The organism is Microvirga solisilvae (genome assembly GCF_022808595.1).
Lineage (GTDB): Bacteria > Pseudomonadota > Alphaproteobacteria > Rhizobiales > Beijerinckiaceae > Microvirga > Microvirga solisilvae.
The window spans coordinates 23,145-49,368 of sequence record NZ_JAKUCN010000006.1; the positions used below are offsets into that span (position 1 = coordinate 23,145).

The 26,224-nt window shown below is 59.8% G+C and carries 20 protein-coding genes; 4 read left to right on the plus strand and 16 right to left on the minus strand.

Annotated elements, in window-relative coordinates; translation table 11 throughout:
• Positions 1 to 12: 12 nt before the first annotated feature.
• Together MJ639_RS12875 and MJ639_RS12880 are read right to left on the minus strand one after the other, a co-directional pair.
• On the minus strand, positions 13 to 1,062 hold the full coding sequence (locus MJ639_RS12875; RefSeq protein WP_243373328.1) for an LLM class flavin-dependent oxidoreductase: 1,050 nt from the start codon (positions 1,060 to 1,062) through the stop codon (positions 13 to 15).
• A 60-nt stretch (positions 1,063 to 1,122) separates the two neighbouring features.
• Positions 1,123 to 2,079, minus strand: coding sequence for a glutathione S-transferase family protein (locus MJ639_RS12880; RefSeq protein ID WP_243373330.1), 957 nt, complete (start codon positions 2,077 to 2,079; stop codon positions 1,123 to 1,125).
• 143 nt (positions 2,080 to 2,222) lie between these two features.
• On the opposite strand from MJ639_RS12880, the gene MJ639_RS12885 reads away from it, so the two are divergent.
• The 4 genes from MJ639_RS12885 (at position 2,223) to MJ639_RS12900 (ending at position 11,905) form a co-directional block, all read left to right on the plus strand.
• Positions 2,223 to 3,146, plus strand: coding sequence for a LysR family transcriptional regulator (locus MJ639_RS12885; RefSeq protein WP_243373332.1), 924 nt, complete (start codon positions 2,223 to 2,225; stop codon positions 3,144 to 3,146).
• Between the two features lie 217 nt (positions 3,147 to 3,363).
• Positions 3,364 to 9,201: a HAMP domain-containing protein gene (locus MJ639_RS12890; protein WP_243373340.1), complete on the plus strand. Its 5,838-nt coding sequence runs from the start codon at positions 3,364 to 3,366 to the stop codon at positions 9,199 to 9,201.
• Positions 9,198 to 11,294, plus strand: a complete 2,097-nt coding sequence (locus MJ639_RS12895; RefSeq protein ID WP_243373343.1) for a response regulator — start codon at positions 9,198 to 9,200, stop codon at positions 11,292 to 11,294. Before MJ639_RS12890 ends, MJ639_RS12895 begins: the two co-directional genes overlap by 4 nt.
• A 23-nt stretch (positions 11,295 to 11,317) precedes the next feature.
• The gene (locus MJ639_RS12900; RefSeq protein ID WP_243373345.1) at positions 11,318 to 11,905 is read left to right on the plus strand and encodes a 3'-5' exonuclease family protein; all 588 of its coding nucleotides are present in this window, start codon (positions 11,318 to 11,320) and stop codon (positions 11,903 to 11,905) included.
• Between the two features lie 29 nt (positions 11,906 to 11,934).
• Here MJ639_RS12900 and MJ639_RS12905 read toward each other — a convergent pair whose 3' ends face one another.
• The 14 genes from MJ639_RS12905 to hemN all read right to left on the minus strand — a co-directional run bounded on the left by MJ639_RS12905 (position 11,935) and on the right by hemN (position 26,112).
• Positions 11,935 to 12,612 carry a helix-turn-helix domain-containing protein gene (locus MJ639_RS12905; RefSeq protein WP_243373348.1) on the minus strand — a complete coding sequence of 226 codons (678 nt, stop codon included), beginning with the start codon at positions 12,610 to 12,612 and terminating at the stop codon, positions 11,935 to 11,937.
• 114 nt (positions 12,613 to 12,726) lie between these two features.
• Positions 12,727 to 13,107, minus strand: a complete 381-nt coding sequence (locus MJ639_RS12910) for a response regulator transcription factor (protein WP_341482663.1) — start codon at positions 13,105 to 13,107, stop codon at positions 12,727 to 12,729.
• 125 nt (positions 13,108 to 13,232) lie between these two features.
• Positions 13,233 to 13,847 (minus strand): response regulator FixJ, encoded by a 615-nt coding sequence (gene fixJ / locus MJ639_RS12915; RefSeq protein ID WP_243373350.1) that lies wholly within the window; start codon positions 13,845 to 13,847, stop codon positions 13,233 to 13,235.
• Positions 13,837 to 15,333, minus strand: a complete 1,497-nt coding sequence (locus tag MJ639_RS12920; RefSeq protein ID WP_341482666.1) for a PAS domain S-box protein — start codon at positions 15,331 to 15,333, stop codon at positions 13,837 to 13,839. Before MJ639_RS12920 ends, fixJ begins: the two co-directional genes overlap by 11 nt.
• Positions 15,334 to 15,513: 180 nt before the next feature.
• A complete protein-coding gene (locus tag MJ639_RS12925) occupies positions 15,514 to 16,629 on the minus strand; it encodes a hypothetical protein (protein ID WP_243373366.1) in 1,116 nt (371 codons plus the stop codon).
• Positions 16,626 to 16,775, minus strand: a complete 150-nt coding sequence (ccoS, locus tag MJ639_RS12930) for a cbb3-type cytochrome oxidase assembly protein CcoS (RefSeq protein WP_243373367.1) — start codon at positions 16,773 to 16,775, stop codon at positions 16,626 to 16,628. Before ccoS ends, MJ639_RS12925 begins: the two co-directional genes overlap by 4 nt.
• Before the next feature lie 3 nt (positions 16,776 to 16,778).
• Positions 16,779 to 19,028, minus strand: coding sequence for a heavy metal translocating P-type ATPase (locus MJ639_RS12935; protein ID WP_243373369.1), 2,250 nt, complete (start codon positions 19,026 to 19,028; stop codon positions 16,779 to 16,781).
• A 15-nt stretch (positions 19,029 to 19,043) separates the two neighbouring features.
• Positions 19,044 to 19,538 carry a FixH family protein gene (locus MJ639_RS12940; RefSeq protein ID WP_243373371.1) on the minus strand — a complete coding sequence of 165 codons (495 nt, stop codon included), beginning with the start codon at positions 19,536 to 19,538 and terminating at the stop codon, positions 19,044 to 19,046.
• A gap of 13 nt (positions 19,539 to 19,551) precedes the next feature.
• A complete protein-coding gene (gene ccoG, locus MJ639_RS12945; RefSeq protein ID WP_243373372.1) occupies positions 19,552 to 21,012 on the minus strand; it encodes a cytochrome c oxidase accessory protein CcoG in 1,461 nt (486 codons plus the stop codon).
• 143 nt (positions 21,013 to 21,155) lie between these two features.
• A complete protein-coding gene (gene ccoP / locus MJ639_RS12950; protein WP_243373373.1) occupies positions 21,156 to 22,040 on the minus strand; it encodes a cytochrome-c oxidase, cbb3-type subunit III in 885 nt (294 codons plus the stop codon).
• A 4-nt stretch (positions 22,041 to 22,044) separates the two neighbouring features.
• Positions 22,045 to 22,200, minus strand: coding sequence for a cbb3-type cytochrome c oxidase subunit 3 (locus tag MJ639_RS12955; protein ID WP_243373374.1), 156 nt, complete (start codon positions 22,198 to 22,200; stop codon positions 22,045 to 22,047).
• 10 nt (positions 22,201 to 22,210) lie between these two features.
• Positions 22,211 to 22,945, minus strand: coding sequence for a cytochrome-c oxidase, cbb3-type subunit II (gene ccoO / locus MJ639_RS12960; RefSeq protein WP_243373382.1), 735 nt, complete (start codon positions 22,943 to 22,945; stop codon positions 22,211 to 22,213).
• Between the two features lie 11 nt (positions 22,946 to 22,956).
• On the minus strand, positions 22,957 to 24,621 hold the full coding sequence (gene ccoN / locus MJ639_RS12965; RefSeq protein ID WP_243373384.1) for a cytochrome-c oxidase, cbb3-type subunit I: 1,665 nt from the start codon (positions 24,619 to 24,621) through the stop codon (positions 22,957 to 22,959).
• 147 nt (positions 24,622 to 24,768) lie between these two features.
• Positions 24,769 to 26,112 carry an oxygen-independent coproporphyrinogen III oxidase gene (hemN, locus tag MJ639_RS12970; RefSeq protein ID WP_243373386.1) on the minus strand — a complete coding sequence of 448 codons (1,344 nt, stop codon included), beginning with the start codon at positions 26,110 to 26,112 and terminating at the stop codon, positions 24,769 to 24,771.
• Positions 26,113 to 26,224 lie beyond the last annotated feature (112 nt).

The window sequence follows — 26,224 nt, forward strand, 5'->3', positions numbered from 1 at the left end:
GGCAAAAGGCGCTCACTCGGATAGGGCGCGGCCTCGAAGAGCCTGGCGAACGGCTGGCGCGACCTTCGTTCCGAACAGCTCGATGCTTCTCATGATCTGGTCATGAGGCATGGTGCCGACGCTGAATTGGGCCAGATAGCGGTCATGGCCGAAGATCTCGTGTTGGAAGAGAATCTTGTCGATCACCTCCTGCGGGCTGCCGACAGCCAGAGCGCCACGAGGGGAGCGCATAGCCTCGAAATGCTCCCGTGTCGTTGGCCCCCAGCCGCGCTCGCGACCGAGCTTCGACATCACATCCGCATAGGGCGGGAAGAATTCGTCGGCGGCCTGTTTGGACGCGGGCGCCACATAGGCATGGGTGTTGATGCCGACCTTCAGGCGAGACGGATCATGCCCGGCACGGCGCCCCGCTTCCCGATAGAGCGAGACGAGCGGCGCAAAGCGCTCCGGCTCTCCGCCGATGATGGCGATCGCGAGGGGAAGACCAAGTGCGCCTGCACGCGCCACCGATTGCGGCGTGCCACCCACCGCGATCCAGATCGGCAGAGGATTTTGAACGGGGCGCGGATAGACCGGCTGCTCGTGGAGCGGCGCCCGATGCTCGCCTGACCATGTCACGCGCTCCTGATCGCGGATCTTCAGAAGCAGATCGAGCTTCTCGGCAAAGAGTGCGTCGTAATCGTTGAGATCGTAACCGAAGAGCGGGAACGACTCGATGAAGGAGCCGCGTCCCGCCATGATCTCCGCGCGTCCGCCTGAGAGCAGGTCGAGGGTCGCGAAATCTTGAAACACGCGCACAGGATCATCCGAGCTCAGCACCGTGACGGCGCTTGTCAGGCGAATGTTCTTCGTACGCACTGCTGCCGCCGCCAGAACGACGGCGGGAGCGGATGCGACGTAGTCGGCACGATGATGCTCGCCGACACCGAAGACATCGATGCCGAGCTGATCGGCCAGCTCGATTTCCTCGATGAGATCGCGCAATCGCTGCTCGGCGCTCACGAGATGTCCCGTCTTCGGATCCGGAGTTCTTTCCGCAAAGGTGTAAATGCCGAGTTCCATGGCAGCCTCGTGAGACAACTATCTAAGATCTTATCAGGCCGCAGCCTTCTCGCCGATACCCTAGAGCTTTCCGGCAAAGGGCAGATCGGGCCCGACAGGCACGATGCCGTTAGGATTGAGAGCCTTGATGGAATAATAGCCCTTCTTGATGTGGTCGATGCGCACCGTGCCGGCAATGCCGGGAATATCCAGCATGCGATCGAGATAGGCGGAGAGATTCCGGTAATCCACGATGCGCCGCAGGTTGCACTTGAACAACCCATGATAAGCCGCATCGAAGCGGATGAGCGTGACGAAGAGACGGATATCCGTTTCCGTCAGGCACTCGCCGAAAAGAAAGGGGCGATCCGACAACAGACCTTCCAGCCGGTCCAGCGTGGCGAAGACCTGATGAAAGGCTTCCTCATAGGCTTCCTGCGTCGTCGCGAAGCCTGCGCGGTAAACGCCGTTGTTGAGACTTGGATAAATCATGTCATTGAGGGCATCGATGCTGGCGCGCAGGTCTTGCGGATAGAGATCGAAGCGATCATTCGCGAGCTTGCCGAAACCTGAATTGAACATGCGCACGATATCGGCGGATTCGTTGTTGACGATCGTCTGCCGTTCCTTGTCCCACAGCACCGGCACGGTCGCGCGGCCCGTGAATGCGGGATCGGCCTTCGTATAGATCTCATGCATGTAGGTTGCGCCATTGATCGCGTCACAGGCGCCGGCGCCCTCGCCGAAGCGCCAGCCCTGATCGGTAAGGGCGGGCTCGACGATGGAAAGGCTGATGGCGCTCTCAAGCCCCTTCAGAGTGCGTGCAATGAGCGTACGCGAAGCCCAGGGGCAGATCAGTGCGACGTAAAGGTGATAACGCCCGGCCTCTGCCCTGAACCCGCCTTCTCCCGTAGGGCCCGCGCTGCCGTCGGGTGTGACCCAATTACGGAAGCTCGATGTCTGCCTGACGAAACCGCCTTTAGCATCCTTGGCCTGAACCGGGTGCCAGTCGGCAGTCCATTTTCCATTCACGAGCATGGTGAGATCCTTGGGGAGGTTGATAGCTTCGTCGGCTCGGCAAGCGGGCTAATGGGAAGCTGTTAAATCTCATCTAGTCATCACCTCTTTTGTTGATAATCCGGGCCCGACGGATAAGACTTCACCTCTGGGGAGTGAAATCCATGCTTGATCGCGTCACCGGTATGCAGATTTTCGTGCGGGTTGCCGCCCTCGGCAGTCTGTCGGCGGCGGCCCGGTCTCTGGGGATTTCCCAAACGATGGCGACGAAGCATGTGGGCGCCATCGAGGAGAGGCTTGGCGTCAAGCTCCTGCACCGCACCACCCGCCGGTTGACTCTGACTGAGGCAGGGCGGCGCTATCTGGAGAGCGCAGAGCGGATTCTAGCCGAGGTCGAGGAGGCGGAAGCCGCAGCTTCCGCCGAGCGCGTCGAGGTCCGGGGCATGCTACGCGTGAATGCGCCGCTCTCCTTCGGTTTCCGTGAGGTGGCGCCGCTGATGGCGGAGTTCTCCCGCCTCCACCCGGCTGTGACGGTGGATCTCGGCTTAAATGATCGCTTCGTCGATCTGATAGAGGAAGGGTGGGACGTGGCCGTTCGCATCGGGCGCCTAAGGGATTCCACGATGATCGCCCGCAGGATAGCGCCGTGCCGGCTCGTGGTATGTGCATCGCCCGCTTATCTCGCCGAGAAGGGAGCGCCAAAAACGGTTGCTGATCTCAAGGATCACAACTGCCTGGGCTATACCTTGTCCCGCGCCCTGGGGCCCGATGAATGGGCCTTCGACGATGACGGCAAGGTGAAGGTGGCGATCAGAGGAAACCTCCGCGTCAATAACGGCGATGCACTGGTGGCGGCAGCTGTTGCGGGGCAAGGGCTGATTTATGAACCCACCTTCGTCGTCAGCGATGAACTCCGGGCTGGGCGTCTCAAGGCGCTGACGCTCGATCATCCTCCGCTCGAACTGCCGGGGGTTTTTGCGGTCTACCCAGCGAACCGCCACCCACCTGCCAAGGTGAGAGCCTTCGTCGATTTTTTGGCGCAACGGTTCGGACCCAATCCGCCTTGGGATCGTGGTCTCAAACTATAAATGAATCAAAAGCTTGGGTTTCCCGTCTGAGGATTAACCATGCCATGCGGCGTGCTCTCTGAGCATACCTTGGTATCCTGCCTCCCTTGGAACTTTTGCCGGGTGCCTACGTTGAGCATGGTCGGCTTCCGTCCAGAGGTGGTGAACACACCCGTCGGCTTGCCTGACAGCAAGGGGTGCCGGGCCGTACGCCCGGGAAAGTGTTACGGGGGGCTTCATGCCACAAGTTGAATCTGCCACATCGCAGCTTGATCCCAGGCTGCTGCTCAAAGTCCTGCGTGCGTTTCGGAAGGGCGACTTTTCGGTTCGCCTGCCGTCCGATTTGATCGGGATCGATGGCGAAATTGCAGAGGCTTTCAACGACATTGCCGATTTGAACCAGGGGCTCGCCAGCGAGCTCGACCGCGTTGCGAAGGTCGTGGGCAAGGAAGGCCGCATCAGCGAACGCGGCCGCCTGGATGCAGCGACAGGCTGCTGGAGCGAATGCATCAATTCCGTGAATTCCATGATCGGCGACATCGTTCAGCCGACCGTCGAAGTGGCCCGCGTGATCGGCGCCGTGGCGAAGGGCGATCTCAGCCAGACCATCGAACTTGAGACTGAAGGCCGTCCCTTGCGCGGTGAGTTCCTGCGTATCGGTAAGGTGGTCAACACCATGGTGGGCCAGCTCGGTAGCTTTGCCTCCGAAGTGACGCGCGTGGCGCGCGAGGTGGGTTCGGAAGGTAAGCTCGGTGGTCAAGCGAAGGTGAAAGGCGTCGCAGGCACGTGGAAGGATCTCACCGACAACGTGAACCTGATGGCCGCGAACCTGACCGGCCAGGTGCGTAACATCGCCGAAGTCACCACCGCCGTCGCCATGGGTGACCTGTCGAAAAAGATCACTGTCGATGTGAAGGGTGAAATTCTTGAGCTGAAAAACACCATCAATACCATGGTGGATCAGCTCAATTCATTCGCGGGCGAAGTGACGCGCGTGGCGCGCGAGGTGGGAACCGAAGGCAAGCTCGGTGGTCAAGCGCAAGTGCGCGGCGTCGGCGGCGTCTGGAAAGACCTGACCGAGAATGTGAACATGATGGCGGCGAATCTGACGGGTCAGGTCCGTAACATCGCCGAAGTGACCACCGCCGTTGCACGCGGCGACCTATCCAAGAAGATCACCGTGGATGTAAAGGGCGAGATCCTGGCGCTCAAATCCACGATCAACACGATGGTGGACCAGCTCAATTCCTTCGCCTCCGAAGTGACCCGCGTCGCGAAGGAAGTGGGCTCCGAGGGTAAGCTCGGTGGTCAGGCGCAGGTGGAAGGCGTCGGCGGTGTCTGGCGCGATCTCACCGAGAACGTGAACATGATGGCTGCGAACCTGACAGGACAGGTGCGTAACATCGCCGAAGTGACGACCGCGGTCGCAAACGGTGATCTATCGAAGAAGATCACCGTGGAGGTGAGGGGTGAAATTCTTGAGCTGAAGAACACCATCAATACCATGGTGGACCAGCTTAATTCCTTCGCCTCCGAAGTGACTCGCGTGGCGCGTGAGGTGGGCTCCGAGGGTAAGCTCGGTGGTCAGGCGCAGGTGCGCGGCGTGGCCGGAACGTGGAAAGACCTCACCGACAACGTGAACCTCATGGCCGCCAATCTGACGGGCCAGGTGCGTAATATCGCGGAAGTCACGACCGCAGTCGCGAACGGCGATCTATCGAAGAAGATCACCGTGGAAGTGCGCGGTGAAATTCTTGAGCTGAAGAATACCATCAATACCATGGTGGATCAGCTCAACTCGTTTGCAGGCGAAGTGACGCGTGTGGCGCGTGAGGTGGGCTCCGAGGGTAAGCTCGGTGGTCAGGCCCGCGTGGAAGGTGTCGCTGGTACGTGGAAGGACCTCACCGACAACGTGAACCTCATGGCTGCGAACCTGACTGGTCAGGTCCGTAACATTGCCGAAGTCACCACCGCCGTCGCCATGGGCGACTTGTCCAAGAAGATCACCGTGGAAGTGCGCGGCGAAATTCTTGAGTTGAAGAACACCATCAACACCATGGTGGATCAGCTCAACTCGTTTGCTTCGGAAGTGACCCGTGTTGCGAAGGAAGTGGGCTCCGAGGGTAAGCTAGGCGGCCAGGCCCAGGTGCGCGGCGTGGCCGGCACGTGGAAAGACCTCACCGACAACGTGAATATGATGGCCGCAAACCTGACAGGGCAGGTACGTAACATCGCGGAAGTCACCACGGCCGTCGCCATGGGCGACTTGTCAAAGAAGATCACCGTCGCGGTCGAGGGTGAAATTCTTGAACTGAAGAATACCATCAATACCATGGTGGACCAGCTTAACTCCTTCGCGGGCGAGGTGACCCGTGTGGCCCGCGAAGTGGGCACGGAAGGCAAGCTCGGCGGCCAGGCCCAAGTGCGCGGCGTCGGCGGCGTCTGGAAAGACCTGACCGAGAATGTGAACATGATGGCCGCGAACCTGACCGGCCAGGTTCGTAACATCGCGGAAGTCACCACAGCGGTCGCGAACGGCGACCTGTCGAAGAAAATCACCGTGGATGTGCGCGGTGAAATCCTCGAACTCAAATCCACGATCAACACGATGGTGGACCAGCTTAACTCCTTCGCGTCGGAAGTGACCCGCGTGGCCCGTGAAGTGGGTATCGAGGGCAAACTCGGTGGTCAGGCGCAGGTGCGAGGTGTTGCCGGCACCTGGAAGGATCTCACGGATAACGTGAACATGATGGCGAATAACCTCACCGGTCAGGTGCGCGGTATCGCCAGCGTCGTGACAGCGGTTGCAGAAGGCGACCTCAAGCGCAAGCTCACCGTGGATGCTAAGGGCGAGATCGCGGCTCTGGCCGATACGATCAACGAGATGATCGACACGCTTGCCACCTTCGCCGATCAGGTGACGAACGTGGCCCGCGAAGTGGGCGTCGAAGGAAAGCTGGGCGGCCAGGCGAGGGTGCCGGGCGCTGCCGGCCTGTGGCGCGACCTTACCGACAACGTGAACCAACTGGCCGCTAACCTCACCACGCAGGTGCGCGCCATCGCAGACGTGGCAACCGCCGTGACAAAGGGCGATCTGACCCGGTCGATCTCGGTGGAGGCATCCGGCGAGCTTGCTTCGCTGAAAGACAACGTCAACGAGATGATCCGAAACTTGCGCGATACGACGCTCAAGAATGCGGAGCAGGACTGGCTCAAGACCAATCTCGCCAAGTTCACGCGGATGCTGCAGGGCGAGCGCGATCTCACTACCGTCTCCAACATGATCCTGTCGGAAATCGCCCCGCTGGTGAATGCGCAGCACGGTGTATTCTATACGGTCGATACCGACGAGAGCGAGCCGATGCTCGAACTCGTGGCATCCTATGCCTTCACGGAACGCAAGCATCTCAACAATCGCTTCCGGTTGAAGGAAGGCCTCGTGGGCCAGGTGGCATATGAGAAGAAACGCATTCTCGTTGCCAATGCCCCGAGCGATTACATCAGCATCAGCTCGGCTTTGGGTGAAGCGACGCCTCTCAACATCATCGTGCTTCCGGTTCTATTCGAGCAGGAAGTCAAGGCCGTCATCGAGCTCGCCTCGTTCAGCCGCTTCTCGGAAACGCACCAGTCGTTCCTCGACCAGCTGACGGAATCGATCGGCATCGTTCTCAATACGATCGCTGCCAACATGCGGACGGAAGGTCTGCTCAAGCAGTCTCAGCTTCTCACCACTGAGCTGCAGAGCCAGCAGGAGGAGCTGAGGAATACCAACGATCGCCTTGAGCAGCAGGCCGCTACCCTGCGCCAGTCGGAGGAGCTCCTTCGCCAGCAGCAGGAAGCCCTGCAGAAATCCAATGAGGAACTGGAGGACAAGGCTCGCCTGCTCGAACTCCAAAAGCAGGAGGTCGAGGACAAGAACCGCGAGGTCTCCATGGCTAAAACCGCCCTGGAGGAGAAAGCCGAGCAGCTCTCTCTCACATCGCGCTATAAGTCCCAGTTCCTGGCCAATATGAGCCACGAGCTGCGAACCCCGCTCAACTCGCTTCTGATCCTCTCAAAACTCCTCACCGAGAATCCGGATGGAAATCTGACGGACAAGCAGAAAGAGTTCTCGAAGACCATCCACGCCGCGGGTTCCGACCTTCTGGCGCTGATCAACGACATTCTTGATCTGTCGAAGATCGAATCCGGGACGGTGAGCCTGGAGGTCACGAGTGTTGGTTTCAAGGATCTCGTGAACCACATGGAACGCACCTTCCGTCAGATCGCCGAAGAGCGGAAGCTCGACTTCCATATCGACGTCGAGCCGAACCTGCCGCCGACGATCCGTACGGATTCGAAACGGCTCCAGCAGGTGCTCCGCAATCTTCTGTCGAACGCCTTCAAGTTCACCGAAAAAGGAGGCGTACGGTTGCAGATCGGATCGGCTGAAGGATCACCCCTGCGTGCCGGAAGCCAATGGATTTCGATTGCCGTGACGGATACCGGAATCGGTATTCCGGAAGATAAGCAGCGCATCATCTTCGAGGCCTTCCAGCAGGCCGACGGAACCACGAGTCGCAAATACGGCGGGACGGGTCTCGGCCTCTCGATCAGCCGCGAGATCGCGCGCCTTCTCGGTGGTGAGATCGTAGTGTCGAGCTCGCCGGGACAGGGTTCGACCTTCACCCTGTTCGTGCCGCTTGAGCCGCCAGCCAATCACGGTGCTCAGGCTCCGGCTGCAAACGCTCGCCCCAATGGTGGAGGAGCGGTCATCCCAGAAGAGGTTTCCACGATTCTGCGTCAGCCATCTGCTCCCATGGCACTCTCTGCATCGCTCGATGACAGGCATGCCATCGTGTCCGGTGATCGGGTCGTCCTGATCATTGAAGATGATGCGATGTTTGCGTCCGTCCTTCTCGAGTTGGCGCGCGAGCAGGGCTTCAAGGGTCTCATCGCCATGGATGGCGCTGCTGCGTTGGCTCTCGCGCATCGCTACAAGCCGCATGCGATAACGCTCGATATCGGTCTGCCCGACATGGACGGATGGGCGCTGCTCGATTTGCTCAAGCATGATCCGCGGACCCGTCATGTGCCGATCCATGTGATCTCGGTGGATGATCAGAAGAAGCGCGGTCTCAGGGCCGGTGCCTTCGGATTCCTCGAAAAGCCGGTCGACCGTGAATCCCTGCTGACGGCGCTCAACCGCACCAAGGATTTCATCGACCGCCCGGTGAAGAAGCTGATCCTGGTCGAAGACGACGATAATCAGCGCATGAGTATCTTCGAGTTGATGAAAGGCGAAGAGGTGGATGTGACGGCTGTTGCGACGGCCGAGGAGGCGTTGGAAACGATCCAAGCGCGCCGGTTCGATTGTGCCGTGGTTGATCTCGGACTTCCTGACCTTCCGGGAGCGGAACTCATCGAACGCATTCGTAAGACCAAGGGCGGCGAGGAACTCCCCATCGTCATTTACACCGGGCAGGATCTGAGCCGTGCGGAAGAACGCCGCCTGGAGCAGATCGCGGCGACGGTGATCCTGAAAGGTGAGGGGTCGTCCGAGCGTCTTCTCAACGATACGGCGCTCTTCCTGCACCGTTCGATCAATGCGATCCCGGAGGAGGAGCAAATCATCGTCAGTCCGAAGGGGGAGGTCGCGCTTGAAGGACATAAGGTCCTCATCATCGATGATGACATGCGCAACATCTTCTCGCTGACAAGCGCACTCGAGCAATACGGTCTCAGCGTCATCTTCGCCGAAAACGGCTTGGAGGGCATAGAGAAGCTACGGGACGCTCCAGATATTGATATCGCACTTGTCGACATCATGATGCCTGAAATGGACGGGTACGAGACCATGCGTGAAATTCGCAAGGATCCTCGTTACCGCGATCTTCCGCTGATTGCCGTCACGGCCAAGGCCATGAAAGGCGATCGGGAGAAATGTCTGGAGGCGGGTGCGACGGATTATGTCTCGAAACCTGTGGACATTGATCAACTTCTCGCGGTTTTGCGCGTTCAACTGAGTCGAAGCACCTATGTGCCTGAGGGGAAGATGCACTCCAATGGTGCAGCAGAGACCGGTCTGAGGACATGATGGAACGTAGCGGACAGGGCGGGCCGGAACTGGATCTGAGGCCTCAGATCCAAGGGCGCGCCATGTCCAATCCCGTGCTTGCGAAGATATTGGTCGTTGACGACGACCCGCGCAACCTTGTTGCGGTTGAGGAGATTCTTCGGGCGCCGGGGATCGAAATTGTCACGGCGGATAGCGGCGAAGCTGCTCTCAGGCACGTCCTGAAGCATGACTTTGCCGTCATCCTGCTTGATGTACAGATGCCGCGTCTCGACGGTTACGAAGTGGCCGGGCTTATTCGTAACCGGCCCCGCTCGTCGCGTGTCCCGATCCTATTCCTCACCGCGTTCAACAAAGACGACATGCATGTCTTCCGCGGCTATTCCGCCGGCGCGGTGGACTATGTCTTCAAGCCTATCGAGCCGCTTATCTTACGCTCGAAGGTCGACGTGTTTGTCGATCTGTATCGCAAGACGGAGGAGATCCGACGGCAGGGCGAGGAGGAGCGTCGCCTTCTCATGGAGAACCTGAGGGTCCGTAGCGAAAAGCTCAAAACTGAACAGGCTCTCCGCCGCCGAGAGGAGCATCAATCCATCGTTCTGGAATCGCTGCCGATTGCCCTCTACACCGCTTCGGTCGCGGAAGATCATCGCCAGCTTCACTTCACGAACGAGAGTATCGAACGCATCACGGGCTTTCCGCCCAAGGCCTTTCTGGAATCCCCCGATTTCTGGTCGTCACGTCTCCACCCGGATGACAGCGAACGTGTGCTGAGTCAGCTCAAGGAGCTGACAAACCAGGGAGCTGTGACTCTGGAATATCGGTGGAGATGTGCGGATGGCACGGAGCGCTACTTCCTCGACCAGACGATGTTGATGCATGATGACGAAGGGCGCCCGCGCGAATTCTTCGGTATGTGGTTCGACATCACTGAGCGCAAGCAGATGGAGCAGAACTTGCTCCATGCCAGTAAGCTCGAGGCGGTGGGACGTTTGACGGGCGGCATCGCGCATGACTTCAACAACATGCTGAGCGTCGTCATCGGAAATCTCGATCTTCTGCAGAAAACCATCAAGGGGAATGCAAAGGCGGAGCCCAGAGTCCGGATGGCTATGGAGGGCGCACAGCGTTGTGCGGATCTCACCCACAGGCTCCTGGCCTTCTCGCGCCGCCAGCCCCTGCAGGTTTCCGTTATCGATGTCGGAGCCTTAATGCCTGGCCTTTTGGAGCTGATGCGCCGTACGCTCGGCGAGCGCGTCAACGTCAATTTGGACCTTTCCGATAAGGTTTATCCGATCGAGGTTGATCGTGCGCAGCTTGAGGCTGCTCTTCTAAACCTCGCAGTCAATGCGCGGGATGCAATGCCGGAAGGAGGCGACCTGTCGATCTCTATTGGTACGCAAAGGCTGGATGAGAAAGTCGAGAATCCTGGCGAGTTTGTCCTGATCACGGTTCGTGACACAGGAACTGGCATGCCTCCGGAAGTGCTCCAGCGTGTGTTCGAGCCATTCTTTACGACCAAGGAGAGCGGCAAGGGAACCGGTCTAGGTCTTTCCATGGTTTATGGTTTTGTTCAGCAATCCCACGGCCATGTGGAAATCGATAGCATTCCCAATGAAGGAACGACTATCCGCATCTTCCTGCCTCGGGCTCACGGAGTGGCAAATAGCCTAAGCGAAAAGCAGATTTTAGATGCGAAACCCTTCGGGGCCGGACAGACAGTTCTAGTCGTTGAAGACAACCCGGCTGTCAGGCAGGTCGCGATCTCAACCCTTAGATCGCTGGGTTTCGATGTGATTGAGGCGGAAACGGGCGATGAGGCCGCGCGCTTGCTGAAGGCCAATAATCGGGTGCGCTTGGTTCTCTCCGATGTGCGAATGCCGGGCGGGCTCAGCGGCATCGATCTCGCGCGGATGATCCGGGACGAGAAGCCCGATATTCAGGTGCTTCTCACCACAGGTTATGTGGATGGCGAAGAAACGATCGAGGATGTCGATCTCCTCTATAAGCCTTATCGCGCGACGGATCTTGCCGAGAAAATCCAGGCTCTTCTGGAAAGGCCGCAGCTGCTTAACGGAAACGTCCTCCCCATGTTGGCTGCCGCATCCGCTTAAGACGCCCCTCTGCTTAAGAGCCCATGATGAGCGAAAATCAGGATATTGTTTTCCTCGACTTCGAAGCCTCATCGCTCGGCAAGGAAAGTTATCCGATCGAAGTTGCATGGGTCTTCGCCTCTGGGGGAGAAGAAAGCTACCTCATCAAACCGCCGGATTTCTGGACGGATTGGGATCCAGCAGCGGAGGCGACACATCGCCTGACACGTGAAGAAATCATATCCGAAGGCACGCCGCATGACGACGTCGCAAGGCGCATGCTGAAGGTTCTTGCAGGACATTCTCTTTATGCCACCGCTCCCTCCTGGGACGGGCAGTGGCTCAGCAAGTTATTACGCGGGGCTGGGTTACCTCGTCACGCCTTACGTCTAGAAGACACGGACGTTGCGCACGCGAACGCGATCATAAAGATCTTGCGGGGGGCTGGGATCGCGGAAAGCGATCATGCGCGGCTAGCAAAGGATATTCTTGCGCAAGCTCGCTTGAAAGATGAAGACCAAGGCGATCCCGCTCATCGTGCTCTTGCAGATACCAAGCGTGAACTCGGTATCTGGCGGGATGTACAGATACGCGCGCATGAATACGTGCGAAGCCACAAACCATCGGCCTGAGGCTTCGTACGACTAAGAAAGCCAGAAAATCAGGCTTCGAGACGCTGGAGAGCAGCCTTGTCGCGCAGGACGATGGAACGGCGGTGGGCCGGGAGCTCGATGACGCCCTGACGCTCAAGCTGGGTCAACGAGCGGGATACCGTCTCGATGGTGAGACCCAGATGGTCGGCAATATCGATGCGCGACATGGGCAGATCGACATGACCATCTTCTGTCAGGCGTTCCGACAGAACGAGCAGGAAGGTGGCGATCTTTTCAAGTGCGTGCTTGCGGCCAAGCAGCAGCATATGATCCTGAGCGCGTTCGAGAGCGCGCATCGTGGAGGCGATCACCTGATTGGCAAAAGCCTGATCGCGGGTTGCGAGAACTTCCAGGCTGCAACGGCGATAGGCAATGATGGTGGCATCGCCCAGTGCCTCGGCGCTGAAGCGATGCTCATCGCCCGATTCAAGGCCGAAAATGTCGCCCGGAAGGTGAAAGGCATCGATCTGGCGGCGTCCGTCGCTGAGAAGCTTGAAAGTGCGCACCGCACCGGAGACGACCTTGTAGAAGTAAGCAGCCCGATCCCCTTCGGCGAAGACTTCCTCGTCCTTGGCCACTGTCCGGGTGGTGCCGAGTTCCGGAGTATTGCGCGAAGCGGTGGGCGTGCGGAGGAGCGCAGCATTCGGGATGGACTGGGTGTTGAGGGAAGCCTGCGCGGTGTGCATCGGAACTCTCGTCGTTGGTTCGTGTCTGACGTGAGCCCAGAGGTAGCCTGACGCTGCGGAGGGCAAAATTCAGATGCTCTCCTAAGGGATATCCCTGATGCCGGCTGGAAATTGTCAGGCCGGAGTGCCGAGGGCTCCCCGGATGCTGTCGAGCAAAGTGCTGTCTTCCAAAGGTTTTTCAATGACTTGGCGGAATCCGGAGCGGGCGGCGCGCTTGCGCATATCATCCGTAATCCGGGCAGTGATCAGGATCGCCGGAAGCTTGACCAGACGTCGTCGGAGCCTGTCCATCAGCTCGACCCCGTTCATGGAGGGCATGTAGTAATCGACAACCAAGCAGCCGTCTTCGGGCAGGTTCTGTTCGGCCAGCAGTTCGGCGCCGCTCTCATAGAGGCGCACGTTCATCCCCTCGAGCTCGAGGGCGAACTTCAATGATTGTCGAACGGCGGCATCGTCGTCCACGACGATAACCGGCCCTGGTGTGATGGACATCATCAGGTCCTAAAGGCCCCTGGGTTTGGATTAGGGGAAACGTAATCCAATTTGAGAAGGGAGGGCTTGATATGGGTCAACCCCCAGCATTCTGAAACCTCAGGAATAGTCCTTAAGGGCTACCGGATTTACGATCGCACGCCCACGAGGAGGGCCATGCGCACCAACTCGGAGAGACTGGAAGCCTGCATCTTCGTCATCACGTTCGCACGATAGATCTCAACCGTGCGCGGGCTGATGCCGAGATCGTATGCAATCACTTTATTAGCCTTGCCGGCAACGAGGCCTTCAAGCACTTGGCTCTCGCGTTCCGACAGGGCTCCGACACGGGCTCGAACCTCGGCCGCATGGGCATCCTGGTGCGCATGTTTCTCTTGCTGCTTTAGAGCAGCCCTTACGGCGGCTAGGAAAAGATCGTCATCGAACGGCTTCTCGATGAAATCGATAGCCCCTTCCTTCATGGCTTCCACCGCAAGCGGCACATCTGCGTGCCCTGTCATGACGATGACGGGCAAGGTGAAGCCCCGGCTTTTCAGGCGACGGAGGAACTCGATGCCGTCGATCCCCGGCATTCTCACATCCGTCACGATGCATCCGTCAGGAGAAGTCGTGACGCTGTCCAGGAAGGCGGAAGCCGACTCGTGGAGGCGCACCGGCAAGCCGTCCGAGGCGAGCAGGAATGACAGCGATTGGCGCACCGCCAGATCATCATCCACCACATGCACGATCGCTTCACTCGGCATTCGCTAACTCCTCCTGACTGACACTACGCAGCGTAAACCGGAACGTCGTGCCCCGGCCTACTTCCGACTCGATCCAAATCTTTCCGCCATGGGATTCGACAATGGTTCGGCAGATTGAAAGCCCTACACCCATGCCGTGTTTCTTCGTCGTGACGAAGGGCTGGAAGAGCTTTTCGAGAACCTCCGGTTCGATGCCGGTGCCGGTATCGGCCACGCTGATTTCCACGAGCCCATCTATCGGCAATGCATGCGTCGCGATCACCATTTCACGGCGCGGTTCGTCCTGCATGGCCTCGATGGCGTTGCGGATAAGATTGAGAAGCACCTGTTGAATCTGGATTCGATCCGCCAGAACGAGAGGAGCGTTGGGATCGAACTCATATGTGACGCGCACGCCCTTTTCCCGCGCGCCGACAAGGGCGAGGGCGCTGGCTTCCTGAACGAGCTTGGGCAGGCTTTCGATGTGGCGTTCGCTTTCGCCCCTGGCTACGAATTCACGCAGATGACGGATGACTTGGCCTGCGCGCAGGGCCTGCTCGGCGGCCTGATTGACGGCGCCTTCGAGCATCGGGACATCCTGTCCTTCCATCCGCTGAAGAATTCGCCGGCAGCCCTTCAGATAGTTCGCGATGGCGGTAAGCGGCTGGTTGATCTCGTGTGCCAGAGTCGAGGCCATTTCGCCGAGAGCGGTGAAGCGCGACATGTGCACGAGCTCCGACTGCAATTCTTGCAAACGGGCTTCCGTTCTTTGGCGTTCCGTCAGATCGCGGATGAAACCGGTGAAATAGCGCTGGCCGCCCGAGCGCATCTCACCGACGGCAAGCTCGATGGGGAAGGTGGAGCCATCCTTGCTTTGGCCCACTACCACGCGGCCGATGCCGATAATCCGGCGCTCGCCCGTAGTGAGATAGCGATGCATGTAACCGTCATGCTGGTCCCGATACGGGTTCGGCATGAGGATCTTGATATTCTTGCCGATGATCTCGCGGTCCCTATAGCCGAACAGGCGCTCGGCGGCGGCGCTGAAGAACTGGATTCGCGCCTGCTCGTCGATAACGATCATGGCATCCGGTACTGTTTCCAGGATGGAACGCAGATGCGCTTCTCGGGTTCTCAATGCCTCCTCGGCAGCGACACGCTCCGTGATGTCGCGCATGACCTTGGCATAGCCGAGAAGTTCGCCAGTCTCATTCCTCAAGGTCGTGAGGCTGACATTGGCAATGAAGCTGGATCCATCCTTACGCAGGCGGACGCCCTGTTCTTCATAGCGCCCTGTGTCACGAGCGATCTCAAGCTCGCGGGAAGCCTTGCCGTTTTCGAGATCCTCGGGCGTGTGAAAGATGGAGAAGTGACGCCCGCGAATCTCGTCCTTGCCCCATCCGCCGATATGCTCGGCACCGGTGTTCCAGCTGATGATTCTTCCTTCAGTGTCGAGCATGCAGATCGCATAGTCCGTGACTGCGTCGACCAGGAGTTGAAAACTGATATCCTGCTGCGAAAGGGAAGAAGGGACAAGGGCCGAGGCAGTCAAAGGAAACTCCAGTCAGGGTGCCTTCTCACGAGGCGGCAATGCTCGCCTCAGGGAAACGGTCACCATTCCTATCGCGTTCCTAGCACAGGCATAGGCGCGTTCATACCGGTCTTGTTGCTGCGCCGGGTCGTAAGGCTACTGCAGGAGGCCGGCAGTCAGAGCTCCCAGCAAGGCCGAGCCGAGTAGTGCTGCATCGTGCAGGCCGAGGAGCCAGCGGGAAGGTTCGCCACCCTCATGGACCCAGAGGGTCGTGCCCATGGTCACAAGGGACCAGCCGACCCCAAGAAGCGCGGCCGAAAGGGTGAAGGCAGCCGTTGCCGTGGACATCATGAAGACGATTGTAGCTCCTGCAATCAGAACGCATCCAGACATAGCAATCGAGCGGGGCCGGATGGATTTTGGGAGGCCAGCAAGAGCAAGAGATGGCGCGTACATGGCAATCACATGCCAAGCGATCGTGCCTGAGACAGCCTCTTCAAGGCCGCAGCCGACCATGACAATCGGCGTTGCACCCATCAGCGCTGTCATGGCGAACCAGCCGAGTGCTCCCACGAGGCTCGGCAACAGGATGCGCCGCCATCCCAAGAGTGGAGCGACTTCGCCCGCAGGACGGCGAAAGCGCCTGTAGGGCAGTGCTGCAGTCGCCAGAAGCGAGCCCACATGCGCCAAGGCGGCAGCGCCTGCCATGCCCACGAGAGTGTGGGGAACGGCAAGGCTTTCGGCAAAGGCGGCGACGCTTGGCGCCAGTATCCCGGCAAGGGTCGCGGCTCCGAAGACCATAAGAACGGCACCCGTGCCTTTAACGCCAAGCGGTGCAGCCGCATGGCGATAGAACAGGCTGAACCCGCTGGCGATACCAAGCCAGAAAGCGCCCAACACCAAGCCCGTGAATTGCCATTGCAGAAGAGACCAGGCTGTCAGCATTCCGCCTGCGACACCGAGGCCTGCGCCGAGCGAAAACGCGGCGCGGCGGCCGAAGGCATCAAGCAGCAGGGAGGCAGGCAGGCTTGCCAGCGCCGCACCGGCATAGAAGGCGGCATAGGGCAGAGTTGCCCATGCTCCGCTCGGTGCGAACGACAGGCCCGCGAGCGGAAGAATGGTGAGGGTCAGAACCTGTGAGAGCACGGACAGCGCAAAGGCGATCGCGAGCAATGCGGTTCCGCCGTGATCCGGCGCGCCGTCAGATGCTTCGATCGGTTCGCAGAGGCAGTCGAGCCGTCCCGCTCGCGGTATGGCAGAAGAGATGGTCATTTGGTGATGTCATCGTCTCTCAGCATGCGCAGGGCAGCGCCTTCCACATCGTCATACTGGCCGTTCTTGAGCGACCAGAGAAAGGCTGCGAGACCGGAGAGACCCAGCAGCAATGCCGTCGGTACGAGATAAATAAGGACTTCCATGGATCATGCTCCCTGGAGGGCCGGAACGGCCGATGTTGCATTGGTAGGCATGCTAGTCTCTGACAAGGCCTTAGCCTTCATGCTTCTTGCGCGCAGGGCGTTCAGGGTGACCAGGCTCGACGAGCCGGACATGGCGAGTGCCGCGATCAACGGGGTCACATAGCCCATGAAAGCCAGAGGAACGGCGATCAGGTTATAGACCAGCGCGATCATGAGATTCTGACGCATCAGCGCGCGGGCGCGGCGGGCAATGGTTAGCGCATCAAGCACTGGCGAGAGTCTATCGCCAAGAAAAACTGCGTCCGCTTGCGCCTGCGTGATGTCGGCGGCGGTGATAGGGGACATGGAGACATCCGCCGATGCAAGGGCAGGCGCATCATTGAGGCCATCGCCCACCATAAGAACCTTGCGGCCCTGCACTTTCAAAGCCTCGATGGCGGCGATCTTGTCGGCTGGCTTTGCAGCGCCGCGCCAATCGCGGATGCCGAGAGCCGCCGCGATGGGAGCGACTGCTTCAGGCCGGTCGCCCGAGAGAATGCGGCAATCGACGCCGAGATCCTGCAGCGCCTTGACCGACGCCACGGCATCCGGACGTAAAGCCTGACGAACGAGCAGAAGGGTGCGCTCATGGCCGCAGGCAAAGGCAATGAGGGAAACGTCGGCATCCTTGTTTGCAATCGCCGCCGCAAGATCGACGGCGCCGCAGAATGCCGGGCTGCCGAGGCGGAGTTCGACGCCGTGAACGACGGCCTTCACACCTTGGCCCGTAACCTCCGTCGCTTCCTCGTACGGACGATGCTCCTTCGATTCCTGTGCCACCGCTGCTGCCAGGGGATGATGGCTCGAAAGAGCAAGCTTTGCTGCCGCTTCCAGCAAATCAGGGCGGATTGCGCCCGCATTGACGACGCGCATCTCGGGCAAGGTTAGCGTACCCGTCTTGTCGAACACGATGGTGTCGGTCGATGCGAGGCGCTCCAGAGCGTCTCCGGAATTAAGGAAGACATTCGAGCGGAAGAGGGCGCCCGAGGCCACAACCTGCACGACGGGAACCGCCAATGCCAGCGCGCAGGGGCAGGTAATGATGAGAACAGCCACGGCGGTGATGATCGCATCATGCACAGATGCGCCAAAGGCGATCCAGATGATTGCCGTCAGGGCCGCGGTCAGATGCACCACAGGTGCATAGCCGCGTGCGACCTTGTCAGCCAACTGCACATAGCGAGATTTCGCAGCGGCTGCCGTTTCGAGAAGTCGCTCCACTTCGTCGAGAAGCGTGCCCTTGCCGGCCGCGGTTACCTGGAGGGTGAGCGTGCCGTCGTAGTTCATGCTGCCCGCATAAACTGCGTCTCCCGAGGCAGCCGAGCGGCGGATAGTTTCGCCTGTGACGAGGCTCTCATCGAGTTCGGAGCTGCCGGCGATCACGATGCCGTCGACGGCGATGCGCTCGCCGGGGCGAATCAAGACACGGTCGCCGGGATTGAGCGCGGCAGTCGGCACCAGAACGGCTTCACCGTTGTCATCGAGGCGGTGCGCTACCTCGGCCTTGAGTGCAGCGAGATTCCCTGCCACGGCTCGGGTGCGGCGGCGCATGGCCTGATCGAGATAGCGTCCACACAGCAGAAAAAAGAGCAGCATCACGACCGAGTCGAAATAGGTATGCTCTGCGTGGTTGATGGTTTCCACCACGCTCATGATGAGCGCGAGCAGGATGCCGATGGTGATAGGCACATCCATATTGGTGCGTTTGGCTTTCAATGCCCCGATGGCGCTGCGGAAGAACGGCTGGCCTGCATAGGCCACGGCCGGCATTGCAATGAAGGCAGCAAGCCAGTGGAAGAAATCGCGCGTTTCTGGGGTGATGTCGGTCACGTTGCCGGACCAGACGGAGACCGCCAGAAGCATGATGTTCATGGAGGCGAAGCCGGCAACTGCCAGACACTTCAACAGCCATTGTGAACGCCTGGTTTCCTCTTCTTCCACAAGGCGTGACTGATAAGGATGGGCGCGATAGCCGAGACGCTGCAGCTCCTGGACCACGGCGGAGGGCGTCACCGTCCCATCCTGCCACTGCACCGCAAGGCGATGCGTTGTGTAGTTCAGGCGTGCATCAAGGATGCCATCCAACCGGCACAGGCCGCCCTCGATCTCGTCGATGCAAGCGGCGCAATCGATGCCCTCGATCGCCAGATCGAGATGCGCCGTCCCGTCGTCCTGACGCTTGACGAAGATGGATAGATCGAGAGCCTCGGGCATGATCCTGTTCTTTCGTTAAAGGGATACACGGCTCTTGGAACGGAAGACAACATCTTCCCCACGCTTCAGGTCGATCACGAGATCCCAGCGGCCTTCGGGAAGCGGAGTAAGGCTTCGGAACTGACCGGTGGAGGTCTCCACGAAATCGACGGTGACGTCCTTGCGCTTGTCCGTGGGATGGCCGAGCCTCACCTGTGCGGTGAGACCGGAGAGGGCTTGAGCCTTGGTGTCGCGGGCCGTGATGAGGATGATGCTGTTCTCGCCGCGCTGGACATTCGCTTCCACGGACCAGTGCAGGGCATCCTGCGCATGAGCTGCCGCCACATCGTTCTTGAAAGTGAGACCCGCCTTGTAGGAACTCTCGGTCTCAACGCCGCTGAAGCTCGATAGGGCAAAGCGGATCATCACGAAGTTCATGGCGAAGATGACACCGAAGAACGAGATGAAATAGATGAGGACGGTTCGCCCTGTGATAACGCGGGGAGAACGTGCGGCTGTTGTCGCGGACATGGGCATGATCCTCCTAAGGCGCCTTGAAGTAGTCGCTCATCCGTGTGGTGTCGCCGGTGACGATGTCGGAGAGCGTGAAATGAATGTCTGTGGATGCGGGCACATCGGCTCCATGGGAGCTCACGAGCACGCGCGCTTCCAGAGTCTGATCGGGACCGACCTTAATGACAGCACGTCCCTGCTGGTCGATCTCGCCACCCACGATGTCGAGCTTTGCGCCGGAGAGACCATCCACGGTGAGGGCGTAGCTGCGCTCATCCAGGTTCTTGTTGGCCACGCGGATAGTGAAGCCGTTGCGGATCGAGCCGTCGGAGAGGCGCACAAAGAGCGGGTTGCGGTCGTGCATGACGCTCAGATAGATTGTCTGGCGCATGGCGAGCGAGCCGATCATGACGGCGCCGACGATGGCGATGATGCCGGCATAGAAGACGGTGCGCGGGCGCACAATCTTGCGCACTTCCGGGCGACCCTCTATGCGGGCCTTTACGTTCATGTCCGTGTCGTAGGCGATCAAGTTCAGGGGACGGTTGATCTTTTCCATCACCGAGTTGCATGCGTCGATGCACAGGCCGCACTGAATGCAGTCGAGCTGCAGGCCCTTGCGGATGTCGACACCGGTGGGGCACACGGCGACGCATTGATCGCAATCGATGCAATCGCCTGCCGGTAGACCCTGCTTACGCAGGACTTCGTTCTTCTTCATCGAGCCGCGCGGCTCGCCACGGTCATAGCGATAGGTGACGTTGAGGGCGTATTCATCCGTCAGCGCGGCCTGAATGCGCGGCCAGGGGCACATATAGGTGCAGACCTGCTCGCGCATGAAGCCTGCAAGCGTGTAGGTGGTGAAGGTGAGAATGCCGATCCAGATATAGGCGACCATCGGCGCCTGGAAGGTGGCAAGGTCATAGACGAGCGTCGGCGCGTCGGAAAAATAGAGAACCCACGCGCCGCCGGTCCACCAGGCGATCATCAGCCAGATGAAGTGTTTCAGGCCTTTCCTCGCCGCCACTTTGAGGGTGAGCTTCTCCTTGTCATGGCGCATGCGCTCGCGACGGTCGCCCTCGACCCAGCGCTCGACGGCATAGAACAGGTCCGTCCAGACGGTTTGGGGACAGAGATAGCCGCACCAGACACGGCCCGCGACCGCATTCATGAGGAAGAGAGCGAGCGCGGCCAGCACAAGGAGGCCGGTGAAATAATAGACTTCCTGCGGCCAGATCTCGATGAAGAAGAAATAGAAGCGGCCGTTCGCAAGATCGACGAGGATCGCTTGATCGGGAGCGTTGGGGCCACGGTCCCAGCGGATGAAGGGCAGGAGATAATAGATGCCGAGGGTGATGGCCAGCACGATCCATTTGATCGTGCGGAGGCGGCCTTTCACGGCCTGCGGGTAGATCTGCTTGCGCGGCGCATAAAGCGGGGCGTCTTCGGCTTTTGCCGTCGCAAGAGAGGAGGAAACTGGAGCTTCAGCCATCGAATCCGTCGCAGGTTCTCAGTCCAAGAGAGACCTGAATAGAAGACGGGTCGAGGCGGTGCCTTGATTTGGGTCAAGCAAGCGGCCAGAGAAAGGTCCTCCGGCCACCAGTGGAAATACGTATGAGGTTCGTCTGACGCAGTTTAGCGGTTCAGCTCGCCGCCCAGGGAATGGACGTAGAGCGTCAGAGCCTTGATGGTTGTGTCGTCGAGGCGTCCATGCCAGGCAGGCATCACGCCGCCACGGCCATTATTGAGGCCCTCAATGATGATCGCCTTGTCGGAGCCGAACAGCCAGATCTTATCCGACAGGTTCGGCGCGCCCATCTCCTGCATGCCCTGGCCCTTGTCGCCGTGACAGGCCGCGCAATTGTCGGCGAAGACCTTGGCACCGGCTGCGAGGTCGATGCCTTTCTCCGTGGGCAGACCCGATAGGGAGCGCACGAAATCCGCCACCTGTGAGATTTCCTCGCGCTTGAGCATTCCATCGCGACCGAAGGCAGGCATGCTGCCGGAATGGCCCTGGTCGCTGGTGGAGCGGGCACCGAACTGGATCGTCTTATGGACCTGCTCCAGCGAGCCGCCCCACAGCCAATCGTCATCGTTCAGGTTCGGATAGCCCTTGGCGCCACCGCCGCCTGCTCCATGGCAGGGCGCGCAATTGTCGCCGAAGGAAGCCTTGCCCTGGGCGCGCGCGAACGCGAACATCTCGGGGTCCTGCTTGATCTCATCGAGCGAGCTTGCAGCGAGTTTCGCCGTCATGCCCGAGCGCTGATCCTTCAGGGCTGCGAGCTCGACTTCCACCGCATCGCGGGAGTGCCAGCCGAAAGCGCCCTTGGTGTAGGACGACACCAGCGGCCAGGCCGGATAGACGATGCAATAGGCAATCGCCCACACGATGCAGAGATAGAAGGTCCACAGCCACCAGCGCGGCAGCGGATTGTTGAGCTCTTCGATATCGTCCCAGCTATGACCGGTCGTGGCCACGCCGGTGACGGCGTCGACCTTTCCGTGGTTTTCATGGGCCATAGGATCAATCCTCCTGGAGAGGCATGCGGGCGGCTGCGTCGAAGCGCTCCTTCCGCGAGGGTGCGAGGGCATAAACCAGAACAATCAGGAAGACGCCTACGAAGTAGAGCAGTCCCCAAGTCTGGGCGAATTCGGCGAAGAATTTGTAGGCGGCTGGCATGTCTCTATCCTCAGCGCACGTTGGCTTTATTGTCGTAGAGCTTGAAGTCCACCTGCGTGCCGAGCATCTGCAGATAGGCGATCAGAGCATCCGCTTCGGTGACCTTCTGCGGATTGCCGTCGAAGCTGCGCGACTGAGCGTTCGGGTAACGCTTGGCGAGATCGATGGCGTTCGGATCGTCGGCATTGGCCTGGATGCGAACATCGGTTTCAGCCAGCTTCAGCATGTCCTCGGTGTAAGGAACGCCGAGCATTGCCTGGATCTTCATGTCCTCGGAGACGGAGGACATGTCGAGCTCGTTCTTCTCAAGCCACGGATAGCTCGGCATGATCGAACCGGGCACGACGGCGCGAGGGTCCTTCAGGTGGTCGCGGTGCCAATCGTCGGAATACTTGTTGCCGACGCGGGCGAGATCCGGACCGGTGCGCTTGGAACCCCACTGGAACGGACGGTCGTACATGCTCTCTGCGGCGAGAGAGTAGTGGCCGTAACGCTCCACCTCGTCGCGCAGCGGGCGGATCATCTGGCTGTGGCAGTTGTAGCAGCCTTCACGCACATAGATGTTGCGACCAGCGAGTTCGAGGGGTGTGTAGGGACGTATCCCTTCAGCCTTCTCGATCGTGCTCTTCAGGTAGAAGAGCGGCACGATTTCCACGAGGCCGCCAATCGCAATTACGAACAGCACGCCGATGACGAGGATGATCGAGTTGGTCTCGAAGATTTTGTGACGGGACCAGAATGACATGATCGGTTCCTTTACTCCGCCGCGACAAGGACGGGCTGTGCCGGATGGGCTTCTTCCACGGCAGCCTCAGCGCTGGTGATCGTCTTCCAGACGTTCCACGCCATGATCAGGCTGCCGGCCACGAAGAATGCGCCGCCGAGTGCACGGATGATGTAGAAGGGATGCATCGCCTCAACGGTCTCGATGAACGAGTATTCGAGGAAGCCGAGGCTGGTATAGGCGCGCCACATGAGGCCCTGCAGGATGCCCGCGACCCACATCGAGGAGATGTACAGGACGATGCCGAGGGTCGAGATCCAGAAGTGCCAGGAGACGGCCTTCATCGAGTACAGCTCCTTCTTGTTCCACAGCCACGGAACGAGGCAGTAGACGCAGCCGAAGGAGATGTAGGCGACCCAGCCTAGAGCGCCGGCATGCACGTGGCCGATGGTCCAGTCGGTGTAGTGCGACAGGGAGTTCACTGCCTTCACGGACATGAGCGGGCCCTCGAAGGTAGCCATGCCGTAGAAGGCGACGGACACCACCATCAGGCGCAGCACGGGATCGGTGCGGAGCTTGTCCCATGCGCCTGAGAGCGTCATGAGGCCGTTGATCATGCCGCCCCAGGAGGGCATCCACAGCATCACCGAGAACACCATGCCGAGAGTCTGCGCCCAATCGGGAAGCGCGGTGTAGTGCAGGTGGTGCGGACCGGCCCAGATATACATGAAGATCAGGGACCAGAAGTGGATGATGGAGAGGCGGTAGGAATAGACCGGCCGCTCGGCCCGCTTCGGGATGAAGTAATACATGATGGCGAGGAAGCCGGCGGTGAGGAAGAAGCCGACCGCGTTATGGCCGTACCACCACTGCACCAGCGCATCCTGCACGCCCGACCACACGATGTAGCTCTTCGGCGAGAAGATCGAGACGGGGATCGTCGCGTTATTGCCGAGGTGCAGAACGGCGATGGTCAGGATGAAGGCGAGATAGAACCAGTTCGCCACGTAGATGTGGGATTCCTTGCGGCGCATGACCGTGCCAAGGAAGACCAGGAAATACGTGACCCAGACGATGGTGAGGAACAGATCGGCATACCACTCGGGCTCGGCATATTCCTTGCCCTGCGTGATGCCGAGCAGATAGCCCGTGCCCGCGATGACGATGAAGAAATTATAGCCGAGAACAACGAACCAGGGTGCGATGTCGCCAACCATCCGTGCGCGGCAGGTGCGCTGTACGACATAGAACGACGAGGCGATCAGCACGTTGCCGCCGAAGGCGAAGATCACTGCGGAAGTGTGCAGCGGCCGCATGCGCCCGAAGGACAGCCAGGACGTGTCGAAGTTGAGCGACGGGAACGCGAGCTGCAGGGCAATGAGGAGACCAATGGTGAAGCCGGCGATGCCCCAGACGATGGAGGCGATGGTGGCGAATTTCACAGGCCCCATATTGTAATTGGGCTTGCCGTTGATCGTCAGCGGCGGTAGTGCGGCCGGGCGCTCGTAGTAGCGATTGACGATGACGAACACGGACGCGACGCTCGCGGCCGCAAAGAGATAGGCATGGAACGCGTATTCGGGCGTGTAGGCTTTTGCCGCGATGATGATGCTCAGGAAGCCAAGGGCGGCGAAGGCAAGAGCGGAGCCTGCTTCGCCGAAGGTCATTCCTTTAGGAGTTGTTGCCGTTTGAGCCATAGGTCTCGACCGTTTTGAAATTTTGGCGAGGCCCTGAGCTTCGCCATCAGCTCCCTCACTAGGAGTGGGATAGGCAAGGGGCATTGATGCAAATCAAACGGGGGCCTAAAGCCCCCGTGAAATCCCTTGAAACAACCCGTTGAGTACCTACACGGCGCGAGAGTGACGCGCCGCCCCGTTCTCGAGATAGCGGTCGAAGGCCGCGCAGACGTTGCGAACCAGAAGATGGCTCTCCTCCGGAATTTGGATGGATAGGCCTTTGCGCTTCACAAGCCCGTCGCGCGCCATGTCATCGATGGCGGCAAGCTCGCCCGCAAAGGTGGAGGCTGCTTCGTCAGGTGTGATTCCTCGAAGATCGACCGAGAAGTCGCACATCAGGCGCTCGATGATGCTCCGGCGCAGCCGGTCGTCATCCGTCAGGACAATTCCGCGCACAGTGGCGAGCTGCCCCTTTGTGATAGCCTCGCGATAGGCAACAGTGCTCGATGCGTTCTGAACATAGCCCTGAGGCAGGGAGCCGATGGCCGAGGTGCCGAAGCCGATGAGAGCCGTGGCTTCGTCGGTCGTGTAACCCTGGAAATTCCGGTGCAGGCGGCCTTCGCGCTGTTGCGCTACCATGGGGTCGCTCGGCTTTGCGAAGTGATCCAGCCCGATCTGGACATAGCCTGCTTCGACGAGAGCAGCTGCCGCTGCCGTGTTCTGTTCGACCCGCTCGATGGCGTCCGGCATGGTTTCCTCAGGCAGGAGGGCCTGGTGGCGTTTCATCCAGGGAACATGGGCATAGCCGAAGAGTGCGATCCGGTCGGGGTCGAGCTGCAGAGCCTGCTCTACCGTGCGCAGCACGCTTTCCGTCGTTTGGTAGGGAAGGCCATACATCAGGTCGAGGTTCAGTCCGGTCACGCCGGCATTCCGCAGCCAGTCAGCCACCTTGGCGGTTTGCTCGAAGGATTGGATGCGGTTGATGGTTTTCTGAACCTTGGGATCGAAATCCTGCACGCCAAGGCTCGCCCGGTTCAGGCCAGAGGCAGCGAGTGCGTTCACATGTTCCAGAGTGAGCGTGCGCGGATCGATCTCGACCGCGATCTCGGCGGTGGAGCTGATGCCGAAGGAGCGCTCCAGCAGGCCCATGATGCGCCTGAGATCGGCACCTGACAGGATCGTCGGCGTTCCGCCGCCCCAATGGATATGCGTGACGTCCATGCGCTCCGGCAGCTGTTGGGCGACGAGTTCGATCTCTTGCTCCAGAAGCTCCACATAGGACGCAACAGGGCTGTAGCTGCGGGCGACCGTGGTGTGGCAGCCGCAATAGAGGCACAGCTCGGCGCAGAACGGAACGTGCAGATAAAGGGATAGAGCCGTTCTGGGAGAAAGCTCCGCAAGCCATTTGGCATAGGTATCCGCTCCCACCTCCGGTTTGAAATGCGGGGCGGTGGGATAGCTCGTGTAGCGCGGCACGCGCTGATCGTAGCGGGCAATGAGTTCTGGCGTCATGACAGCTTCTTGCGCTGCCCTTGCGCAGAAGGCCTTGATTTAGGTCAAGCCTCTGGAACTGGCTCCGTTTCCACTCATCATGGGGTTGTGGGTTGAACGGCGGGCGTTTTCC